Consider the following 21,682-nt stretch of genomic DNA (forward strand, 5'->3'; position numbering starts at 1 on the left):
CGTTTTTTTAAAATACTCTCTTAATATAACTTCGCTAACATGTAAATAATTCCTTTTGAAAGTCAGTAATAAATGCTGGATTTCAAAGTAAAAAGCGTAAGCAAGAGAAAACTTGCTTACGCTATAGAATAAACATCGCAACGATCGTGGTGACAATTAAGCCAATTACAACTGGTAAAAAGTTTCGGCGTGCGAGTTCAAATGGATCCACTTTACAAATGGCAGCGGCAGGAATAAGTGCCCAAGGAATTAAAGTTCCTCCTCCGGTCCATATGGCAGCAATTTGCCCGAGTGCTGTTAATGTAGCTGTTCCATGTCCAAGCGCTGTTCCAAAAAGATTGGCGATTGAGCCAGCAAGCGATATACCGGAAAAACCAGATCCATCTAATCCTGTTATGACACCAACGATAGTTAATGTTCCCGCTGATACATATTGATTTAAAGGAACTGTTTGAGACAAAGCGATTCCTAAGTCGTTAATGATTCCGTGTGAACCTTTCGGTAAATAGTCTCCAATAATTTTTACAAAACCGCTATCTCCTAAATAAAAGAGTGCAGCAATTGGGATAACTGGACCGAAGATTTTAAATCCAAACTGGAGCCCTTCTATAAAATAATCGGTCGTTTTATTTAGTCCATTTCCTTTGTAGGCGATGAGAGAAATGATGATAATCATAATAACAGTCGTCCCGCCGATCAGTGCAGTTGCATCGCTTCCTTGTAGTTTAAATTGAATCATGCAAAGGATATCGATGGCATATACGATCGGGATGCAAATAGCGAGCCATTTTTTTGTCCGAGAAGATAATGAAGTGAGCGATTTAGAAGACGCGGTTGATGGAATAGATTCTTGCATCGATAAGTCTGTATGAAATTCTTTTCGTAAGAAGAAAAATGCGACGGAAGTTGTCACAATGCCCATAACAATTACGAGCGGAACACTGGCGGAAACAACGCTGGAAACAGGAAGACCAGCAGCATCCGCAGTCAATTTCGGTGCACCTTGAATAACGAAGTCACCTGATAAGGCGATGCCGTGCCCGAATAAGTTCATAGCAATGGCAACTCCAATTGGCGGAAGGCCGACGCGTACAGCGACGGGTAATAAAATAGCTCCCATTAAAGCGACAGCTGGAGAAGGCCAAAAGAAGAAAGAAATTGTCATCATTAAAAGGCCGATAATCCAATAGGCGAGGGTAGGGGTACGAATCATCTTTGTAAACGGTGAAATCATCGTGTCATTTATACCAGTATGAACGAGTAGATTGCTCATTGATACGATAATGGAGATGATTAATATAGTTGGTAATAGTTCAGTAATAGCATAAATGAAACTCTGAAAAATACCGCTAATGGCAAGAGGGATAGAACTTGTTGCAGTTAATGCTAATAAAAAAATAAAAACGATACAAATAATCGTCGTATCTTTCCGGAGAATAAAAAAGGTAATAATAGTGAGTAAACAAAGAATATAGAGAGCATGTAACAGCGTTAATTCAACTCCCATAACATTCACATCCTTTAGGCGTTCGTGTAGTTTATTGTATGAAAGCAGTGAAAGTATGTGAGTATAGGAAACAGAAAAAAGTGAAATTTCATGTACTGTAAGGGTAAGAATGATAAATGGATGTTACAATACAATTAATCCTAAAAATGGAATTGAAGGAGGGCTTATGCGCAAAAAAATTGGATTTTGGGGATTCATCCTCTCTTGTGGTCTATTAATCATTTTAAATCTATTTACAAACAATGAATGGATTAGTATCATACCTGTTTTCGGATTTGTTTTTGTACTGCTATATAACTGGGAAGATATGAAACAAAATAGTAAGAAAAGTATCGGAATTATGATAGGTACCATTGTTGTTTGCTCATTTTTTATAGGGGTTATTTTAATAGAAGGGCAGAAACGAATGGAGAAAATGTCTATTTTTCAAGAATGGATGTCGTCTGCAAAAGGTCTTTATCTTGTAATTGTCGTTGTTATTTTTCTAAAAATTGTTATAAGCATAGCAAGCTACATATTAAAGGAGAAGTAGAATGGGGGAGTATGAATGAGAGAGAAAATAGGGTATTATGGCACGCTTGTTTGTTTACTATTATCAGTTATTTCAGGGCAATTTCTTAAAAGTGAATGGATACCGATTATATTATGTATAGGAGTATTGATTTTTGCACCTATGTATCGCTGGAATGAATGGAAAGCATATAGCCGAAAGAAGAAAATTGTTTTCAGCATTGAGTTTGTCATTATCATTAGCACAATTCCGTTTTTATTATTGAAAGGGAATGAGATCATAGACGGAATTGTAATGTTTCAAGGGTGGTTATTTATTGCGAAATTGCTATATTTAATATGTATATGAGTGTCGGTAGCGGTAATCGCTAAAAAAATAAACGAAAAGTTATTCGTTAATGAATAAAAGAAAATGCCACCTTATTCGGTGGCATTTTCTCATTTTACTGAATGAGCTTTTTGCATCTTTTTAACTAAACGAATTTGTCCGCGATGGTTAATCTCATCTTCAAATACGTGAAACCACTTAAAATAGTTGTTTGCTGGTTTGTCATACCAAAAATCTGTCGTTTTAAATAGCCATTCATCAGGTAACGATTGAAAAGTCTCAATCGTCTTGGAACGTACTTCTTGTAATGTGTTTATGTAAAATTCAATAGTGTTTCCTTTTATTTTCTCGCGTCCAAGATCTCCTAACTCAATAGCAGGTAACCACCGCTCTAATTCAGATTCCGTTGGTTCACGGTCTTCAAAAGTATGAATCTGGTAGTAAAATTCAATAGCGGCCATATGATACAATAACATGCCAATTGAATTTGCATCTTCATCATATAAATAATCAAGTTCTTCAATTGTTAAACCTTCCACCGCTTGCATTGTTGTATAGCGAGCGTAATTCATCATGGAAACAAGTTTTGAAAATTCAGGCTGTAAACCATCTATCTTATCAATTACAAAATTCAATTTAAATTCCCCCTCTTTAAACGATGACTCCAGAGAAAGGATTCTATGTGCAACGAAAAACTCCTTTAAAAAAGGTCGTGATTTCAACAAGGAATAACAATTAGTTCTCGATTTGATTTTGTAATCACTTCATATCCATCTTTTGTAATGACGATATCGTCTTCAATTCTACAACCGCCCCAGTTCGGAATGTAAATACCAGGTTCAACTGTAACAACCATACCTTCTTCTAAAGTAGCCTTACTTTCTTGGGATAAGCGAAGAGGTTCATGTATTTCTAACCCAAGACCATGACCAGTAGAGTGTCCAAAATATTGGCCGTATCCATGCTCAGTAATGTAATCTCTCGTTATATCATCGATACTTTTCGCCGTTTCCCCAGGTTTAATTGCTTCCGTTCCACGTTTTAACGCTTCTCGTACAACATTGTATATTTTTTTGAATTCTTCTGATGGTTCCCCGATTGCTACAGTACGAGTTATATCAGAACAATATCCATCGTAAAGTGCACCGAAATCTAATGTAACGACGTCGCCTCGTTCGATTATTTTATTTGATGCAACTCCATGAGGAAGAGAAGAACGAACGCCAGAAGCTACAATGATTTGGAATGAAGAGGATGTAGCCCCTTTTTTTCGCATGAAAAATTCTAATTCATCTCGTACATCATTTTCACTTATTCCTGGTTTTAGAAACGTAAGGATGTGGTGAAATGCTTCGTCAGCAATATTAGCTGCGATTTTCATTGTTTCTATTTCAGGCGTGTCTTTAATGATACGAATATTTTCGATGATTTCGCACACTTGAACCATTTCTACATGTACGTATTTTTGTAAGTTCTTATATTGTTGCAATGTCATGTTGTTTTCTTCAATTCCGAGTTTTTGAATGTTTAATTTCAATACTTGATTTGCAATTTCTTTTTCTAAATTTCCTTCATGCATAATAATTTCAGCACCTTTTATTTGTGATTTCGCTTGATCAACATAGCGAAAATCAGTTATAAAAACAGCTTTATCCGCAGAGAGTAAGACGACGCCAGCGCTACCTGTAAAGCCAGTTGCATATTGGCGGTTTTCTTTTTTTGTAATAAGCAATCCGTCGATTTCATAGTTTTGTAGTTGATTTTGGATTTTATTAATTTTTAAAGTCATGTTAATTCCCCCTATTCACAGTATTGAATAAAGCAAATAGTGTGCCAAGATGTATATTTGAAGAAAGTATGGTAGGGGCAACATATATTTTAGGGGAGATAAAAATATTGATTGGAGTTGCACTTGTACGTTATTTACATGTTGTAAAAAATTTTATACAAATGTGAAATGAAACTGTCAATTTTTTTGACAATATGGAATGGATATAGCAACTAAATTGAAAACATATAAAAAATGCGTTGCTTATAAGCAACGCATTTTTTTATTTACGCTTTTAATTTCATTACTGTATCAGCATCGGGTGTTACATAAACAGTTTGCTGATTGTCGTACGTAACAAAACCAAGTTTTGCACCACTCGGTTTTTTGACATGGCGTATTTTGGTGAAATCAACAGGTACAGAGCTAGACTCTTTTGCTTTACTGTAGTAGGCAGCAATTTTGGCAGCTTCTAGTAAAGTTTCTTCAGCCGGTTCTAAAGAACGAATGACAACGTGAGAACCAGGTATGTCTTTCGTGTGTAACCAAATTTCATCACGGCGGGCAAATTTCGTTGTTAAGTAATCATTTTGTTTATTGTTTTTTCCAACGAAAATCTCTGTGCCATCACTTGCTACATATTTATCTAATACTGGTTTAGTAGGCTTTTTCTTTGCGTTTTTCGTTTTACGATTGCGCATATAACCTTCTTCAGCTAATTCCTCACGAATTTCTTCTATATCTTTTGAAGAAGCAGCTTCCATTTGTTGAAGTAAGCTATCAAAATAAAGAATTTCTTCATTTGTTTTTTCGATTTGTTCTTCTACAACAACAACTGAATTTTTCGCCTTTTGATACTTTTGAAAATAGCGTTGCGCATTGTCAGAAGGCGTTTTTAAAGGATCTAATGCGATCTTTACAGTTCCGCCATTTTCATCGTAATAGTTAACGACTTCAATATCTTTATCACCTTTTTTCAAAGCGTACATATTGGCTGTAAGTAGTTCGCCAAATAGTTGATATTTATCTGCTTTTCCAGCATCTTGTAATGTTTTTTCTAGTTTAATGAGTTTTTTCTCATTTTTATTTTTTTCGTTTTGCATAAAGCGCTCTAAATCATAAGCTTGTTGTTTTACACGGTCGCGCTCTGCTTTTCCGAAAAAGAAACGGTCTAGCAATTCACTAACAGATGAGAACGTCTTGTCTGCTCCTTGCAAGTGTGCAAGAGGGAAAAGGTAGAAGAATTCTTTCCCATTTGAAGTAGTCATCGTTGGTGAATATGTATGAGTTAGTAATGGTCGTTGTATGGAGAAAAATGCATCAGCTAATGCTTTTTCATTTACCATACCTGCTTTTTTCACTACTTCCTTCGCGAATAATGGTGATATTCCCGTAAAGGTGCCGACAAGCTGTTTATCCATGTTTCCAGATAGAAAGTCTAGTGGTCTAATAAATTCCTCATTTGTTTCAATCTGAAGTGGATTAATTTTATGTTGTGCTGGTGGTGCAACATATTCAGCTCCAGCGTATACCGTTCGATGTCGGTTTACGGCTAAAGAAACGTGTTTTAAGCTATCTAAAATATTGTTTGTTTTTGTGTCTACTAAAATGATGTTACTGTGTCGTCCCATTATTTCAATCACTAATGTTTTTAGTGATTCATCACCAATTTCATTTCTGCTTCGCACAGTAATTTGAATAATACGCTCTAAATCAATTTGTTCAATTTTTTCAATGAATCCACCTTCTAAATGCTTACGAAGAAGCATGCAAAACATTGGCGGAAGTGCAGGTGAATCGTAATTTTGATTTGTTAAGTGTAAACGTGCATATGTCGGATGAGCGGAAAGAATCAGTTTTTGATTTTTTCCGTTTGCTCGAATATGTAATAAAATCTCATATTTTGAAGGTTGATATATTTTTGAAATTCTCCCCGTGTAAAGAGAATTTGCAATTTCATGTGTAATTGCTCTTGTAAATAATCCATCGAATGCCATAAAAAACACTCCTTTCTAACTAAAAGTTAATTATAGCATTTTTTTGGACGAGGCTGAATAAGCTTTGAATAGAGTATGTCTGGAATCAGGAGGTCGATGGCAGGATGAACTGGTATGGAATGCGCGCACATGAAGTGGAAGAAAGAACAAATACGAATGTGAAGGTTGGACTGACAGAGAAAGAAGCAGAAGGGCGAATAAAGAAATTTGGTACAAATGAATTAGATGAAGCGAAAAGGCCTTCTGCACTAATGGTCTTTTTAGCGCAATTTAAAGATTTCATGGTACTTGTTTTGTTTGGTGCAACAATCGTTTCAGCTTTTTTAGGGGAATACATTGATTCGATTGCAATTGTTGCAATTGTTATTATCAATGGTATTCTCGGCTTTTTCCAAGAAAGAAAGGCAGAAAAGTCATTGGAAGCTTTAAAAGAGCTAGCCGCCCCGCAAGTTACTGTAATGCGGAATGGAAAGTGGGTAAAGGCACCGTCTAAAGCACTCGTTTTAGGTGATGTTATTAAATTTTCTAGTGGCGATCGAATTGGTGCTGATGTACGTCTTGTTGAGGCATCGAGTTTATATATCGAAGAATCAGCTTTGACAGGAGAGTCAGTACCGGTGCAGAAAAAAGTAGAAGCATTGCAAGGGCAAGATGTTTCAATTGGTGATCAAAAAAATATGGCTTTTATGGGTACCATGATTACACGAGGAGCTGGAACAGGAGTCGTTGTAGCAACGGGTATGAATACAGCGATGGGTCAAATTGCAAATATGTTACAAAATGCAGAGCAAATGGAAACACCACTGCAAAGAAGGTTAGAGCAACTTGGAAAAATATTAATTATAGTGGCACTTGTTTTGACAGCGCTTGTTGTATTAGCTGGTGTGTATCAAGGGAATGAAGTATATCATATGTTTTTAGCTGGCGTGTCGCTAGCTGTTGCTGCTATTCCAGAAGGATTACCAGCAATCGTTACAGTAGCTTTATCGCTTGGTGTACAGCGTATGATTAAAAAGAGAGCAATTGTAAGGAAGTTGCCAGCGGTAGAAACGTTAGGTTGTGCTTCCGTTATATGCTCTGATAAAACAGGAACGATGACGCAAAACAAAATGATGGTAACACATATGTGGTCAGGTGGAGAGTTGTGGAAAGTAACAGGTCAAGGGTATGAACCTAATGGCTCTTTTGTGAAAGGTGAAAAAGAAATTAATCCAGCTAAGACGAAATCGCTTTATCAACTACTTACATTTGGTTCACTATGTAATAACGCAAATATTATTCAAAAGAAAAAGGCATATGTATTAGATGGAGATCCAACTGAAGGAGCGCTTGTAGCTGCAGCAATGAAAGCGGGGATAACGCGTGAGGCACTGAAAGGGAAATTTGAAATTATTCGTGAGTTTCCATTTGATTCAACTCGAAAAATGATGAGTGTTATTGTGCGAGATAGAGAAGGGAAAAAGTTTCTTGTTACGAAGGGAGCACCAGATGTCCTCTTGCAAATGAGCCAAACAATTTTGTGGGGGGATAAGCAACAACCGTTAAGTGAGTTGTATAGAAAAGAAGTGCAGGCGGCTATTCATAGCTTAGGTAGTCAAGCGCTTCGAACAATTGCAGTTGCCTTTAAGCCATTAAAAATAACAGACTCTATTGAACATGAAAGAGACGTTGAAAAAGATTTTATGTTGGTCGGGATACAAGGAATGATTGATCCCCCAAGACCAGAGGTAGAGCAGGCTGTAAAAGAGTGCAGAGAAGCAGGTATCCGAACAGTTATGATTACAGGGGACCATAAAGTGACTGCAATGGCGATTGCCGAACAATTAGGGGTTTTACCACCAGGTGGACGTGTTGTTGAAGGAGTAGAACTTGCAAATATGGATGTAGAAGAATTAGAAAATGTTGTAGAAGATACGTATGTATTTGCTCGTGTATCACCAGAACATAAATTGAAAATTGTTAAAGCGCTGCAAAATAAAGGGCATATAGTAGCGATGACAGGCGATGGTGTGAACGATGCTCCAGCTATAAAAACAGCGGATATTGGGATAGCGATGGGAATTACGGGGACAGACGTTGCGAAAGAAGCTTCTTCTCTTGTATTGCTGGACGACAATTTTGCTACGATTAAATCAGCAATTAAAGAAGGTAGAAATATATACGAGAACATACGTAAGTTTATTCGTTATTTATTAGCATCGAACGTAGGAGAAATTTTAGTCATGTTATTTGCAATGTTACTTGCATTACCGCTGCCGATGGTTCCAATTCAAATTTTATGGGTGAACTTAGTTACGGATGGTTTACCGGCGATGGCATTAGGTTTAGATAAGGCTGAGGGAGACGTGATGAAGAGAACGCCGCGTCATCCGAAAGAAGGGGTATTTGCTAGAGGGCTTGCCTGGAAAATTATAAGTCGTGGTTTTCTAATAGGAGCAGTGACTTTAGTAGCGTTTATAATTGCATATAATCAACATCCAAATGAACTGAAATATGCACAAACTGTAGCGTTTGCGACGCTGGTACTTGCTCAGCTTATTCATGTATTTGATTGTCGAAGTGAGCATTCTGTTTTCCATCGTAATCCGTTTGGAAATGTGTATTTGGTTGGAGCGGTTATCATTTCATTACTACTCATGCTAGTGGTTATATATTATCCACCGCTACAACCGATCTTTAGTACGATGCCAATACAAGCAAGAGATTGGTTGTTAATTGGCGGTTTATCATCAATTCCGACCTTCTTACTAGTAGGTTCTTTGTTAACGGGGAAAAAGGGGAAGAAGGAAAAGCCAGTATTATATAAGAAGGGATTAAACTTGAAATAGTCAATGATATGAAAATGTGATATAATTTACAGAAGGTAGTAGAGCCTTGTCTCTATTACCTTTTTCATTGAGTTATTTCATGGCTTGGATGTGATAAAAATGATTTGTAGTATGACAGGATTTGGAAGGTCGAAAGTAGAAACTGATACTTTTCAAATTACAGTAGAAATGAAATCGGTGAACCACCGTTTTCTAGAGATGAGTATTCGCCTTCCGAAGCAGATGATGGTATTTGAAGACAAAATTCGTAAAATAATTGCAGAACAAGTTCGACGTGGACGCATTGAAGTGTCTATTAGTATAACGGGTGAAGGGCTTGTCGAAAGAAAATTAAGTGTGAATTGGTCGCTTCTTGAGCAGTACCAATCGATTATGAAAGATATAAAAGGAAAATTTCAATTACAAGATTCTATTACACTTCAGCAATTAATGGCAATGCCAGAAGTAACAGCGATTGAAGAAGTAGAAAATGTAAATGAACAATTTGAGAACAGTTTATATGAGGCTGTTCGCCAAGCTGCTCATATGTTAAAAACGATGAGAGATGGCGAAGGAGAACGATTACATAAAGATATAGCGTATCGTTTACAAGAGATTCACAATTGTGTAAATGCAATTATTCCGCATGCACCAATTGTTACACAAAAATATCGTGAACGATTAGAAAATCGCTTAAAAGAATTACATAATCAAGAGTTAGATGAACAAAGATTGTTAACAGAAGTTGCAATCTTTACTGAGCGTTGTGATATTCACGAAGAGTTAGTTCGTTTGCAAAGTCATTTAGAGCAATTTCGTGAAACACTGCAGATTGAAGAACCTGTTGGAAGAAAAATGGATTTCATCGTGCAAGAGATGCATAGAGAAATTAATACGATTGGTTCTAAGGCAAATGACTTAACAATTTCAAAATATGTTGTAGAAATGAAAAATAACCTTGAAAAAATTCGTGAACAAGTACAAAATATTGAGTAGCTTTCAAAAAATATATAAAGTTATACGTGGTGGAGAAATCGGATAGACTTACTAGGAGGCGCAAACTATGGCCATGCGGTTTTTAAATATTGGATACGGAAATATTGTATCTGCTCATCGAATTATTGCTATTGTAAGTCCGGAGTCAGCTCCTATTAAACGAACAGTACAGGAAGCACGCGAACATAATGCTTTGCTTGATGCTACGTATGGGAGAAAAACAAGGGCGGTTATTGTTATGGATGATGGGCATGTAGTATTAAGTCCAATTCAGCCAGAGACGATTGCACATCGTTTGAATAATAAAGAAGATTTAAGTGAGGAAGGGTAGGTTTTACATATTTATGAGAAGTAGAAGAGGATTGCTCATCGTTCTTTCAGGACCTTCTGGGGTTGGTAAAGGAACGGTTCGAAAAGAGCTGTTTAGTCATGAGGATACACGTTTTCAGTACTCCATTTCAGTAACGACACGTAAGCCACGTGAAGGTGAAGTGGATGGTGTAGATTATTTCTTTAAAGAGAGAGAAGAGTTTGAGGAAATGATTCGTAATGAAAAATTACTTGAGTGGGCTGAGTTCGTAGGTAATTATTACGGAACACCGATTGACTATGTTGAAAAAACATTACAAGAAGGAAAAGATGTATTCTTAGAAATTGAAGTGCAAGGAGCAATTCAAGTTAAGAAAGCTTTCCCGGAAGGTGTATTCATTTTCTTAGCACCTCCAAGTTTATCTGAACTAAAGAACCGAATTGTCGGTCGTGGTACAGAAACTGAAGATGTTATTGAAAATCGTTTAACGGTAGCGAAAGAAGAAATTGAAATGATGGACGCTTACGACTACGTTGTAGAAAACGATCAAGTTGAATTAGCTTGTGAAAGAATTAAAGCAATTGTGGTTGGCGAACATTGCCGCCGCGAAAGAGTAGCAAAATATTATAAAGAAATGACGGAGGGTCTATAATTATGTTAAATCCATCAATTGATTCATTATTAACAAAAATCGATTCTAAATATACACTTGTAACAGTAGCTGCAAAACGTGCGCGTGAAATGCAACTTGCTAATAACTGTGTTATCGAACAACCTGTTTCTCATAAATGTGTAGGTAAAGCATTGGAAGAAATCGATGTAGAAGTGTTAAGCTACGTACCAAGTGAAGACAAAGTAACTGACTAAGACTTTGTCTTCGACAATTCAAAACATAGACTTTATAATTTTCTATGTAACGGTAACAACCTATTTACAAGTAGGTTGTTATTTTTTTACGGTAGGGAAGAAATATTGGTACTGATGAGCTGAGAATATTGTTTCAGTATGATAAGTTTGAAAAAGAAAGAGGACGAGCCATATGCTAAAAGGGAAAAAGATACTTCTATGTGTAACAGGAGGCATTGCGGTCTTTAAAGCGGCTGCGTTAACGAGTAAATTGACACAAGCTGGGGCCATTGTAAAAGTGATGATGAGTGAGTCGGCAATGAAGTTTGTTACACCTCTTACATTCCAAGCGCTTTCTCGCCATGATGTATATACGGATACATTCGATGAGAAAGATTCAGCTGTTATTGCTCATATCGATTTAGCAGATTGGGCAGACGTTGTACTTGTTGCACCTGCTACAGCCAATTGTATTGGAAAGTTAGCTAACGGTATTGCAGATGATATGATTACAACTACTTTGTTAGCTACTACAGCTCCAGTGTGGATTGCACCTGCTATGAATGTGCATATGTATGAAAATAAAATTGTTCAAAAAAATATGATGACGCTAAAAACGTTAGGATATACATTTATTGAGCCTGGAGAAGGTTTTTTAGCGTGTGGTTATGTAGCGAAGGGAAGATTAGAAGAACCTGAAGCGATCATTGCACGGTTAGAAGAGGCTTTTTCAGAACAAAAGCCATTGCAAGGAAAAAGAATATTAATAACGGCTGGTCCAACTCGTGAAAAGATTGATCCAGTACGTTTTATGACCAATTTTTCTTCGGGAAAAATGGGATATGCGATCGCGGAAGTGGCAGCGAACTTAGGGGCTGATGTCATACTCGTTTCGGGACCGACAGCGTTAAATCCACCATTACATGTAACTACAGTGCAAGTGGAATCTGCACAACATATGTTAGAGGCAGTTCTGCAACATTATCCAAACGTAGATGTTGTTATTAAAACAGCAGCAGTTGCAGATTATCGCCCGAAATATGTACATGATAATAAAATGAAAAAGAAAAATGGTGATGCTGTAATTGAACTCGAGAGAACAGTAGATATTTTAAAAACGTTAGGTGAGATGAAGGACAAACAGTTACTTATCGGTTTTGCAGCTGAAACGACAAACGTAGAGGAATATGCAACGAAAAAATTACGTGAGAAAAATGCGAATATGATTGTTGCAAATGATGTAAAGGCGCAAGGAGCTGGATTTGGTACAGATACCAACATTGTAACAATGTATAAAAAAGATGGAGAAGCTATAGAGTTGCCACTTTTAACGAAGAAAGAGGTTGCTCGTGAAATATTAAAGCAAATTGAAATGATGTTAGAAGATGATCGTCTATGAAATTTGCAAGTGTAATTGTTGATGTACCCGCACGTCAGACAGATCGACCATTTGATTATATTATCCCTAAAAAGTGGGAAGATATTGTCCAGACAGGCATGCGTGTAGTAGTTCCATTTGGTCCAAGGAAATTGCAAGGTTTTATTATTGGGATCAAAGATTCGGCTGAAGTAGAAAGTAAAAAGTTAAAGGCAATCCATGAAATATTAGATGTAACACCGGTTATAAACGAGGAGTTATTAAAGCTTGGGTATTGGCTTACGAGCGAAACGTTATGTTATATGATTTCAGCTTTTCAAGTCATGCTTCCAACGGCGATAAAAGCAACGTATAAAAAGCGTCTACAACTTCGCAAGCAAGAAGAAGTAGCACCTGAACTACTGTTTTTATTTCAGGACAAAGAAGCGATAGATTGGGAAGCGATTGAGACGCAGCCACATCTATATCGTACGATTCAACAAGAAATTAAACATGGTACGATTGAAGTTGTTTATCAAGTAAAAGATAAAGTGCAAAAGAAGAAACAAAGAGTTGTGCAACCGGAGTTGCCAGAAGATAAATTAGAATTAGCAGCATTTGAACTGAAAAGTAAAAAACAACAAGATGTACTCTATTATTTTGTGGAAAATTATAAAAGTGTGCCGTTGAAAGTGATAACAGAAGAGTTGCAAATAACTGATGCTCCGATTAAAGCACTTGTTAAAAAGGGGCTAATTTCAGAAAAATATGTGGAAGTATATCGGAATCCGTATGACGATGATGATTTCGAACAAACGAAACCATTCCCGCTTACGGAGGAACAAAAGCGAGTTATTGCACCAATTTTATCATCAATTACAAATGAAACTTACAATCCATTTTTACTATATGGTGTTACAGGAAGTGGAAAAACAGAAGTGTACTTACAATCTATAGCAGAGGTGCTCAAGAAAGGAAAAGAAGCTATTGTACTTGTTCCTGAAATTGCGCTAACGCCTCAGATGGTAGATCGTTTTAAAGGTAGATTTGGCTCGCAAGTTGCAGTTCTTCATAGTGCGCTGTCTGTTGGAGAAAAATATGATGAATGGCGTAAGATTTTAAGAAAAGAAGTAAAAGTCGTAGTTGGTGCACGTTCAGCTGTATTTGCTCCTTTTGAAAATTTAGGGATTATTATTATCGATGAGGAACATGAATCGAGCTATAAGCAAGAAGATAATCCGAGATATCATGCAAGGGATGTAGCTGTGTGGAGGGGGCAATATCATAAATGTCCTATCGTTCTTGGTAGTGCAACACCGACACTTGAATCGTTTGCAAGAGCGAAAAAAGGTGTGTATGGATTACTGACGATGGAAAAGCGTATGAATGAACAAGCTTTACCGACAGTAGAGATTGTTGATATGCGTGAAGAACTTCGTGACGGGAATCGTTCTATGTTTTCAAAGGCACTGCATGAAAAAATAGCAGATCGGTTAGAAAAGAAAGAACAAATGGTGCTCTTTTTAAATAGAAGAGGTCATTCTACATTTGTTATGTGTCGTGATTGTGGGTATGTTGTACAATGTCCACATTGTGATATCTCGCTGACATATCATAAAATGAACCATCGTTTAAAATGTCATTATTGCAGCTACGAAGAAAATATGCCGACTGCGTGTCCTGCATGTCAAAGTACATATATTCGTTTCTTTGGTACAGGTACACAAAAGGTAGAAGAAGAAATTACAAAACTATTTCCAGAGGCACGAGTCATTCGAATGGATGTAGATACAACAAGTCGTAAAGGGATGCATGAAAAATTATTAAAGGCATTCGGGGAAGAAAAAGCAGATATATTACTTGGAACCCAAATGATTGCGAAAGGATTAGATTTTCCTAAAGTAACGCTTGTCGGGGTTTTAACTGCAGATACAATGCTTCATTTACCTGATTTTCGAGCGAGTGAAAAGACTTATCAGCTATTGACGCAAGTAAGCGGACGAGCAGGCAGGCATGAATTACCAGGGGAAGTTATAATTCAAACATATACGCCAGAACATTACAGTATAGAGTTAGCAAAGAACCAACAATATAATGTGTTTTTTGACCAAGAAATGCAAATGAGACGAACAAGGCAATATCCACCTTATTACTATGTTGTACTTGTAACGGTATCTCACCCGGAATTATTAAAGGCAGTACAAGTCACGGAAAAAATTGTCGGTCATTTACGGTCGCACTGCTCAAAGCAAACAATGGTGTTAGGACCAGTTGCTTCAGCAATTCCAAGGATAAAAGATAGATATCGTTATCAATGCATGATAAAATACAAACGGGAACCAAACTTAAAGAACGTGCTCAAAATGGTAAATAAACATTATCAAGCAGAAATGCAAAAAGAGCTACAAATCTCAATTGATTTTAATCCAACAATGTTAATGTAGCGGAGGGAAATATGGCAGTTTTAGAAATAGTAAAGCATCCAAATGAAGTGTTAGAAACACCGTGTGAAAGAGTAATTAACTTTGATAAAAAGTTAGTGAAATTGTTGAAAGATATGCATGAAACAATGTTAATTGCGGACGGAGTCGGTTTAGCTGCACCTCAAGTAGGTGTAAGCTTGCAAGTGGCGGTAGTTGATATCGGTGATGATGATAGTGGGAAAATCGAGTTAATCAATCCATCGATACTAGAAAAACGTGGTGAACAAGTAGGTCCCGAAGGCTGTTTAAGCTTCCCGGGACTTTATGGTGAAGTGGAACGTGCGGATTATATTAAAGTACGTGCGCAAAATCGCCGAGGTAAAGTATTTTTACTAGAAGCAGAAGGATTTTTAGCGCGTGCAATTCAACATGAAATCGATCATTTACACGGTGTGTTATTTACATCGAAAGTGACGAGATATTATGAGGAAAACGAATTAGAATAGGTATTAAAAGGAGCGGTTTTTAAATGATAAAAGTAGTATTTATGGGAACACCGGACTTTTCAGTGCCGGTGCTTCGTCGTCTTATCGAAGATGGCTATGATGTAATAGGTGTTGTGACGCAACCAGATCGTCCGGTAGGTAGAAAAAAGGTATTAACACCTACACCTGTTAAAGTGGAAGCAGAAAAACATGGTATTCCAGTGTTACAGCCGTTAAGAATTCGTGAAAAAGACGAATATGAAAAAGTATTGGCATTAGAGCCAGATTTAATTGTAACAGCTGCGTTCGGTCAGATTGTACCAAATGAAATTTTAGAGGCACCGAAGTATGGATGTATTAACGTCCACGCTTCTTTACTTCCTGAACTTCGTGGTGGTGCACCGATCCATTATGCAATTATGGAAGGTAAAGAAAAAACAGGTATTACAATTATGTATATGGTAGAGAAATTGGATGCTGGTGATATCTTAACGCAAGTGGAAGTAGAAATTGAAGAGCGTGAAACGACAGGCTCGTTATTTGATAAGTTAAGCGAAGCAGGGGCACATCTTTTATCTAAAACAGTACCTTTACTAATTCAAGGTAAGTTAGAACCAATTAAACAAAATGAAGAAGAAGTAACGTTTGCATATAATATAAAACGTGAGCAAGAGAAAATTGATTGGACAAAAACAGGTGAAGAAGTATACAATCACATTCGCGGATTGAATCCATGGCCAGTTGCTTATACAACTTTAGCAGGACAAGTTGTTAAAGTATGGTGGGGAGAAAAAGTACCTGTAACGAAATCAGCTGAAGCAGGTACGATTGTTGCGATCGAAGAAGATGGTTTTGTTGTAGCAACAGGTAATGAAACAGGTGTTAAAGTTACTGAATTGCAACCTTCTGGTAAAAAGCGTATGAGTTGTTCGCAATTTTTACGTGGCACAAAACCTGAAATTGGAACGAAGTTAGGAGAAAATGCATGAGACAAAATGTTCGTGAATTAGCTCTTGATGGTTTAATTCAAGTAGAAAAAAGTGGTGCATACAGTAACTTACTTTTAAATAATCTAATTGAAAAAAGTACAATTGATAGAAAAGATATTGGTTTATTAACTGAAATTGTATATGGAACGATTCAACGTCGTGACACATTAGATTATTATTTACAGCCTTTTTTAAAAAAGAAGGTTGAGGCGTGGGTAAGAGTATTGCTTCGCTTATCTTTATATCAAATGATTTATTTAGACCGAGTGCCCGAAAGAGCCGTTATTCATGAAGCGGTTGAGATTGCAAAGCGTCGCGGGCATAAAGGTATTGCTGGTATGGTGAACGGTGTATTACGTTCGATTCAAAGAGAAGGTGTACCTTCTGTAGATGAAATCAAAGATCCCGTAGAACGTTTGGCAATTGCAACAAGTCATCCAATTTGGCTTGTCCAAGAGTGGACTTCAGTATATGGTTTAGAAACTGCTGAGAAAATGTGTGAAGTGAACATGTTACCGCCTGTACCAACAGCGCGTGTAAATGTTGATAAAATAACAGTAGAAGAAGCAATTAAATTATTGGCTAGTGAAGGTATAGAAGCGAAGCGTGGCGATTTATCAGATGATGCAATTCAAATTGAAAGAGGGAATGTAGCGCATACAGATGCGTTTAAAAAAGGTTTTCTTTCTATTCAAGATGAGAGTTCTATGCTGGTAGCACGCGCTCTAGAACCGGATGAGGGAGACGTAGTTCTGGATAGTTGTGCTGCTCCAGGCGGAAAAACAACGCATATTGCAGAGCGATTAAAAGGAACTGGTCAAGTCATGTCCCTTGATTTACATGCACACAAAGTACGTTTAATTAAACAACAAGCAGAGCGACTTGGTCTAGAAAACGTTGAAACAAAGGCATTAGATGCTAGAAAAGTGCAAGAGCACTTTGCAAATGAAACGTTTGATAAAATATTAGTAGATGCCCCGTGCTCAGGGTTTGGTGTAATTAGACGTAAGCCTGATATTAAGTTAGGTAAAGATAAAGGCGATAGTGAAAGATTATCGACGATTCAACTTGCAATACTAGAAAAAATCGCACCGTTATTAAAACAAGGTGGTCGCCTTGTTTATAGTACGTGCACAATTGAGAAAATAGAAAATGAACAAGTAATAGAGCGATTTTTACAAGAGCATCCTGAATTTGAGTGGGATACTACGATAAAAGAGCGTATGCCAGAAAAGCTAAGTCCGTATATTGATGAAGGTCAAGTACAAATTTTACCGCATTATTTTGCAACAGATGGCTTTTATATTGCTTGTTTAAGGAAGAAGGTGTAGCATCGTGGAAACGACTGTGAGAAAACAAAAGAAAAATTTAGAAACGAAAAAACCATCAATTTACTCTTTACAACTTCATGAAATGCAAGATTGGTTAAAAGAGCAAGGAGAGCCAAAGTTCCGTGCTGGACAAATTTTTGACTGGCTATATAAAAAACGTGTAAAAAATTATGAGGATATGTCAAACCTTTCTAAAGGATTGCGTGATAAATTGTCGAATTCCTTTGATATTACTACTTTAAACACGTTAGTAAAACAAACGTCTTCAGATGGAACAATTAAATTCTTATTCCAGCTATATGATGGATACTCTATTGAAACGGTACTAATGCGACATGAATATGGAAATTCAATTTGTGTAACAACGCAAGTAGGTTGTCGTATTGGATGTACATTCTGTGCTTCAACGCTTGGTGGTTTAAAACGAAACCTAGAAGCTGGAGAAATTGTAGCACAAGTAGTAGAAGTTCAGCGTGCACTTGATGAATCAGAAGAGCGTGTAAGTTCTCTTGTTGTTATGGGAATTGGAGAGCCATTTGATAACTACGATAATTTAATGGGATTCTTACGTATTATTAACCATGAAAAAGGACTTCATATTGGTGCGAGACATATGACAGTTTCGACAAGTGGAATTATCCCGAAAATTTATAAGTTCGCTGAAGAAGACTTACAAATTAATTTTGCGATTTCACTGCATGCTCCAAACTCAGAATTACGTTCAAAATTAATGCCGATTAACCGTGCTTATAAGCTTCCTGATTTAATGGAAGCTATTAAATACTATGTAAATAGAACAGGGCGTCGTATTACTTTTGAATATGGACTATTTGGAGGAGAAAATGACCAAGTTGAGCACGCTGAAGAGCTTGCTGCGCTCTTAAAAGGTGTAAAATGTCATGTGAACTTAATTCCGGTAAACTATGTACCAGAACGTGATTATGTACGTACGCCACGTGAACAAATTTTCTTATTTGAAAAGACGTTAAAAGATCGTGGAGTAAATGTAACGATTCGCCGTGAACAAGGTCATGATATTGATGCAGCCTGCGGTCAGTTGCGTGCGAAGGAGCGCAAAGAAGAGACGAGGTGACGAGATGAAAGCCGTGTTTCTATCAGATAAAGGAAAAGTTCGTCAACATAATGAAGATAGTGCAGGAGTTTTTCACAATTTAGATGGAAATATTTTAGCGGTAGTAGCAGATGGAATGGGAGGTCATCGAGCTGGTGATGTTGCTAGCTCGATGACCATTCAATTATTTCATGATTATTGGAAGCAAACACATAATATGAATGAGCCAAAAAAATTAGAAGAGTGGTTACATACTAGTGTTGGGATTATTAATGAGCGTATATATGAATACTCTAAGCAACATGTAGAATGTAACGGCATGGGAACAACACTTATAATAGCGATTTGTACACCAAACTTTGTGACGATAGGTCATATAGGGGATAGTCGTTGTTATATGGTATCAGAGGGGAAAATCTCGCTTGTAACGGAAGATCATTCACTTGTCAATGAACTTGTGAGACATGGTGAGATTTCAAAAGAAGACGCAGAATATCACCCGAAAAAGAATGTTTTGTTAAGAGCATTAGGAACAGAAGAAACAGTCGGATTAGATGTGAAAACATTGATACTTGAGGAAGATGATCAGTTACTTCTTTGCTCTGATGGATTATCTAATAAAGTTTCTACTGCTGATATGCAACAAGTTTTACAGTTAAATGAACAGCTAGAAACTAAGGGGCAACGTCTCATTCAATTGGCGAATGATCGTGGCGGGGAAGATAATATCACCCTTGTTCTTATTGATTATGCGGGTTCGACAAACGAAAGTAGGTGAAGTGCAACGTGCTGATTGGAAAACGCTTAAATGACCGTTATAAGCTACTGAAAATGATTGGTGGCGGTGGAATGGCCAATGTGTATTTAGCTCATGATGATATACTAGGCCGAGATGTAGCGGTGAAAATATTAAGACTCGACTATTCAAATAACGAAGAGTTTATTAAACGTTTCCATCGAGAAGCGCAGTCTGTTACAACGTTGTCGCATCCAAATATTGTGAATATGTATGATGTCGGAGAAGAAGATGGTATATATTATCTTGTAATGGAGTATGTACCAGGACAAACATTGAAGCAATACATAATTGAGCGAGGGATGTTACCGATAGGAGAAGCTCTTGATATTATGGAGCAGTTAACATCCGCCATGGCGCACGCCCATCATTTTGAAATTGTGCACCGCGATATTAAACCGCACAATATTTTAATTCGAGCTGATGGAGTAATAAAAGTAACAGATTTTGGAATTGCGACAGCTACAAGTGCAACAACAATTACACATACAAATTCAGTACTCGGTTCGGTGCATTATTTATCACCAGAACAAGCACGCGGCGGGATAGCAAATAAACAATCAGATATTTATTCCCTAGGGATTGTTATGTTTGAGTTGTTAACAGGAAGACAACCATTTTCTGGCGAATCTGCTGTTGCTATAGCTTTAAAACATTTACAAAGTGAAATTCCGTCTCCGAGAAGATGGAATGAACATATTCCCCAAAGTGTTGAAAATATTATATTGAAGGCAACCGCGAAAGATCCATTTCATCGATACCAATCTGCCAATGCGATGAAACGAGATATTGAAACTGCGCTTTATCCAGAGAGGATAAATGAGCAGCCATTTTACATACCGGAAGATATGGAAGCGACGAAAGCGATTCCGATTATTCAACAAGAACAATTATTCGAAAATATAACTGATGAAACAATTGTTTTAAAAGGAAGTAAAGTGGATGAACAGAAAAGAAAAGAAGAAGTAGAATTAAATAAGAAGAAAAAACGAAGTAATAAATGGCTCAAAATTTTAATTACAACATTTTTACTTTTAGCGATTGGAATAACATTAGCGCTTACTGTTATTCCAGGGTTCTTTATTCCAAAAGATGTAAAAGTCCCTGATGTGGCTGGTATGAAATATACGACTGCAGTAAATACATTAGTTGAAAAGGGTTTTGAGGTTACGGAACCTAATATTGTATATACAGATGATGTAGAGGTCGGTGGTGTTCTAAAAACGGATCCTGCGGCCGGAAGAGTCGTGAAAGAGAACTCTAAAATTACTATCTATCAATCGGGTGGGAAAAAGAAAAATAAGATGAGTGATCTCACAGGAAAAGATTTTGAGAGTATAAGGAATGAATTAGAAGAAAAATATAAACAAGTTACAATAAATTATATTGAAAATGATAGGCCAAAAGGTGAAATCGTTGAGCAAATTCCAACGCCGGATCAAATGGTAGTGGAAGCGGAACAAGATTTAAAAATTTGGGTAAGTAAGGGTCCATATCAAATTAGACCAGGTGATTTTTCAGGATGGACTGAAAATAGCATAAATGGTTATTTGAATGAGAGAAAACTAACGCCAGATATAAAACGAGAGTATTCCGATACTGTTGATAAAGGACTTGTAATTTCCCAATCTCCAAAACCAGGAACACCGTTAAAAGAAGGAGATAAAGTGACGATTATCATCTCAGAGGGCCCTAAGCCGAAAGTAACGAAAACAGTGAAAGTGGATAATATTTCTATTCCTTATGAGTCTTCTATAATAGGTGAGAAAAAACCGCAAACGATAGAAATTTATAAAGAAGACATGCAACAAAAAATGGATAGACCAATTGAAACTAGAACAATTTCAGAGTCGGCAACTATTTCTTTAGAATTTATAATTCAAGAAGGTACAAAAGGACATTATAAAATTGTACGAGATGGTGTAACGATTATCGATAAAGAAGTACCATATCCAACTCAATAATAATGAATTCTATTTTCTTTTTGAAGAAGATGGAATGTATGACTCTTGCCTGTTATGCTCTCTACAAATAGTGGACTGTATAACAGGCAAAAATATATGATTCAAAAAGCTATAAAAGTGATACTGTTATAAATAATATTTTAAATTTGATGGTAGATTAACTATATTAACTTTTGTATATGACGGATTTTGAAAT

Annotated in this window: 19 protein-coding genes; 15 read left to right on the forward strand and 4 right to left on the reverse strand. The window is 36.8% G+C overall.

What is annotated here, in order from left to right:
- Positions 1 to 121: 121 nt before the first annotated feature.
- On the reverse strand, positions 122 to 1,507 hold the full coding sequence (locus AC3WTI_RS23400; protein ID WP_097840542.1) for a hypothetical protein: 1,386 nt from the start codon (positions 1,505 to 1,507) through the stop codon (positions 122 to 124).
- Between the two features lie 166 nt (positions 1,508 to 1,673).
- Here AC3WTI_RS23400 and AC3WTI_RS23405 point away from each other — a divergent pair, with 166 nt between their 5' ends.
- Together AC3WTI_RS23405 and AC3WTI_RS23410 are read left to right on the forward strand one after the other, a co-directional pair.
- Positions 1,674 to 2,039 carry a YoqO family protein gene (locus AC3WTI_RS23405; RefSeq protein WP_097840541.1) on the forward strand — a complete coding sequence of 122 codons (366 nt, stop codon included), beginning with the start codon at positions 1,674 to 1,676 and terminating at the stop codon, positions 2,037 to 2,039.
- 15 nt (positions 2,040 to 2,054) lie between these two features.
- Positions 2,055 to 2,366, forward strand: a complete 312-nt coding sequence (locus AC3WTI_RS23410; protein ID WP_097840540.1) for a YoqO family protein — start codon at positions 2,055 to 2,057, stop codon at positions 2,364 to 2,366.
- An 89-nt stretch (positions 2,367 to 2,455) separates the two neighbouring features.
- Here AC3WTI_RS23410 and AC3WTI_RS23415 read toward each other — a convergent pair whose 3' ends face one another.
- The 3 genes from AC3WTI_RS23415 to AC3WTI_RS23425 form a co-directional block, all read right to left on the reverse strand.
- Positions 2,456 to 2,980, reverse strand: a complete 525-nt coding sequence (locus AC3WTI_RS23415) for a DinB family protein (protein ID WP_087958581.1) — start codon at positions 2,978 to 2,980, stop codon at positions 2,456 to 2,458.
- Positions 2,981 to 3,063: 83 nt separating this feature from the next.
- A complete protein-coding gene (locus tag AC3WTI_RS23420; protein ID WP_087958582.1) occupies positions 3,064 to 4,134 on the reverse strand; it encodes a M24 family metallopeptidase in 1,071 nt (356 codons plus the stop codon).
- A 266-nt stretch (positions 4,135 to 4,400) separates the two neighbouring features.
- Entirely contained in the window at positions 4,401 to 6,110 is a 1,710-nt protein-coding gene (locus tag AC3WTI_RS23425) for an Rqc2 family fibronectin-binding protein (RefSeq protein ID WP_097840539.1), read from the reverse strand.
- A 104-nt stretch (positions 6,111 to 6,214) separates the two neighbouring features.
- On the opposite strand from AC3WTI_RS23425, the gene AC3WTI_RS23430 reads away from it, so the two are divergent.
- The 13 genes from AC3WTI_RS23430 (at position 6,215) to prkC (ending at position 21,486) form a co-directional block, all read left to right on the forward strand.
- Positions 6,215 to 8,938: a calcium-translocating P-type ATPase, SERCA-type gene (locus tag AC3WTI_RS23430; protein WP_087958584.1), complete on the forward strand. Its 2,724-nt coding sequence runs from the start codon at positions 6,215 to 6,217 to the stop codon at positions 8,936 to 8,938.
- Between the two features lie 99 nt (positions 8,939 to 9,037).
- Entirely contained in the window at positions 9,038 to 9,913 is an 876-nt protein-coding gene (locus AC3WTI_RS23435) for a YicC/YloC family endoribonuclease (RefSeq protein WP_087958585.1), read from the forward strand.
- A gap of 67 nt (positions 9,914 to 9,980) precedes the next feature.
- The gene (gene remA, locus AC3WTI_RS23440) at positions 9,981 to 10,244 is read left to right on the forward strand and encodes an extracellular matrix/biofilm regulator RemA (protein ID WP_001251456.1); all 264 of its coding nucleotides are present in this window, start codon (positions 9,981 to 9,983) and stop codon (positions 10,242 to 10,244) included.
- Between the two features lie 13 nt (positions 10,245 to 10,257).
- Positions 10,258 to 10,875 (forward strand): guanylate kinase, encoded by a 618-nt coding sequence (gene gmk, locus AC3WTI_RS23445; RefSeq protein WP_001257740.1) that lies wholly within the window; start codon positions 10,258 to 10,260, stop codon positions 10,873 to 10,875.
- A 2-nt stretch (positions 10,876 to 10,877) separates the two neighbouring features.
- A complete protein-coding gene (gene rpoZ, locus AC3WTI_RS23450) occupies positions 10,878 to 11,090 on the forward strand; it encodes a DNA-directed RNA polymerase subunit omega (RefSeq protein ID WP_087958586.1) in 213 nt (70 codons plus the stop codon).
- Between the two features lie 172 nt (positions 11,091 to 11,262).
- Positions 11,263 to 12,468, forward strand: a complete 1,206-nt coding sequence (coaBC, locus tag AC3WTI_RS23455; protein ID WP_097840538.1) for a bifunctional phosphopantothenoylcysteine decarboxylase/phosphopantothenate--cysteine ligase CoaBC — start codon at positions 11,263 to 11,265, stop codon at positions 12,466 to 12,468.
- Positions 12,465 to 14,870, forward strand: a complete 2,406-nt coding sequence (priA, locus tag AC3WTI_RS23460) for a primosomal protein N' (protein ID WP_098903921.1) — start codon at positions 12,465 to 12,467, stop codon at positions 14,868 to 14,870. The genes coaBC and priA overlap by 4 nt, the downstream gene beginning before the upstream one ends.
- Positions 14,871 to 14,881: 11 nt before the next feature.
- The gene (def, locus tag AC3WTI_RS23465; protein WP_087958589.1) at positions 14,882 to 15,355 is read left to right on the forward strand and encodes a peptide deformylase; all 474 of its coding nucleotides are present in this window, start codon (positions 14,882 to 14,884) and stop codon (positions 15,353 to 15,355) included.
- Positions 15,356 to 15,378: 23 nt separating this feature from the next.
- A complete protein-coding gene (gene fmt, locus AC3WTI_RS23470; protein WP_000598791.1) occupies positions 15,379 to 16,323 on the forward strand; it encodes a methionyl-tRNA formyltransferase in 945 nt (314 codons plus the stop codon).
- Positions 16,320 to 17,654 carry a 16S rRNA (cytosine(967)-C(5))-methyltransferase RsmB gene (gene rsmB, locus AC3WTI_RS23475; protein ID WP_087958591.1) on the forward strand — a complete coding sequence of 445 codons (1,335 nt, stop codon included), beginning with the start codon at positions 16,320 to 16,322 and terminating at the stop codon, positions 17,652 to 17,654. Before fmt ends, rsmB begins: the two co-directional genes overlap by 4 nt.
- A 4-nt stretch (positions 17,655 to 17,658) precedes the next feature.
- The gene (rlmN, locus tag AC3WTI_RS23480; protein WP_001978968.1) at positions 17,659 to 18,747 is read left to right on the forward strand and encodes a dual-specificity RNA methyltransferase RlmN; all 1,089 of its coding nucleotides are present in this window, start codon (positions 17,659 to 17,661) and stop codon (positions 18,745 to 18,747) included.
- A 4-nt stretch (positions 18,748 to 18,751) separates the two neighbouring features.
- On the forward strand, positions 18,752 to 19,504 hold the full coding sequence (locus tag AC3WTI_RS23485) for a Stp1/IreP family PP2C-type Ser/Thr phosphatase (RefSeq protein ID WP_087958592.1): 753 nt from the start codon (positions 18,752 to 18,754) through the stop codon (positions 19,502 to 19,504).
- 8 nt (positions 19,505 to 19,512) lie between these two features.
- Entirely contained in the window at positions 19,513 to 21,486 is a 1,974-nt protein-coding gene (prkC, locus tag AC3WTI_RS23490; protein ID WP_097840536.1) for a serine/threonine protein kinase PrkC, read from the forward strand.
- The last annotated feature ends 196 nt before the right edge of the window (positions 21,487 to 21,682 follow it).

The sequence above is a fragment of the Bacillus sp. EB106-02-03-XG38 genome (assembly GCF_058792175.1).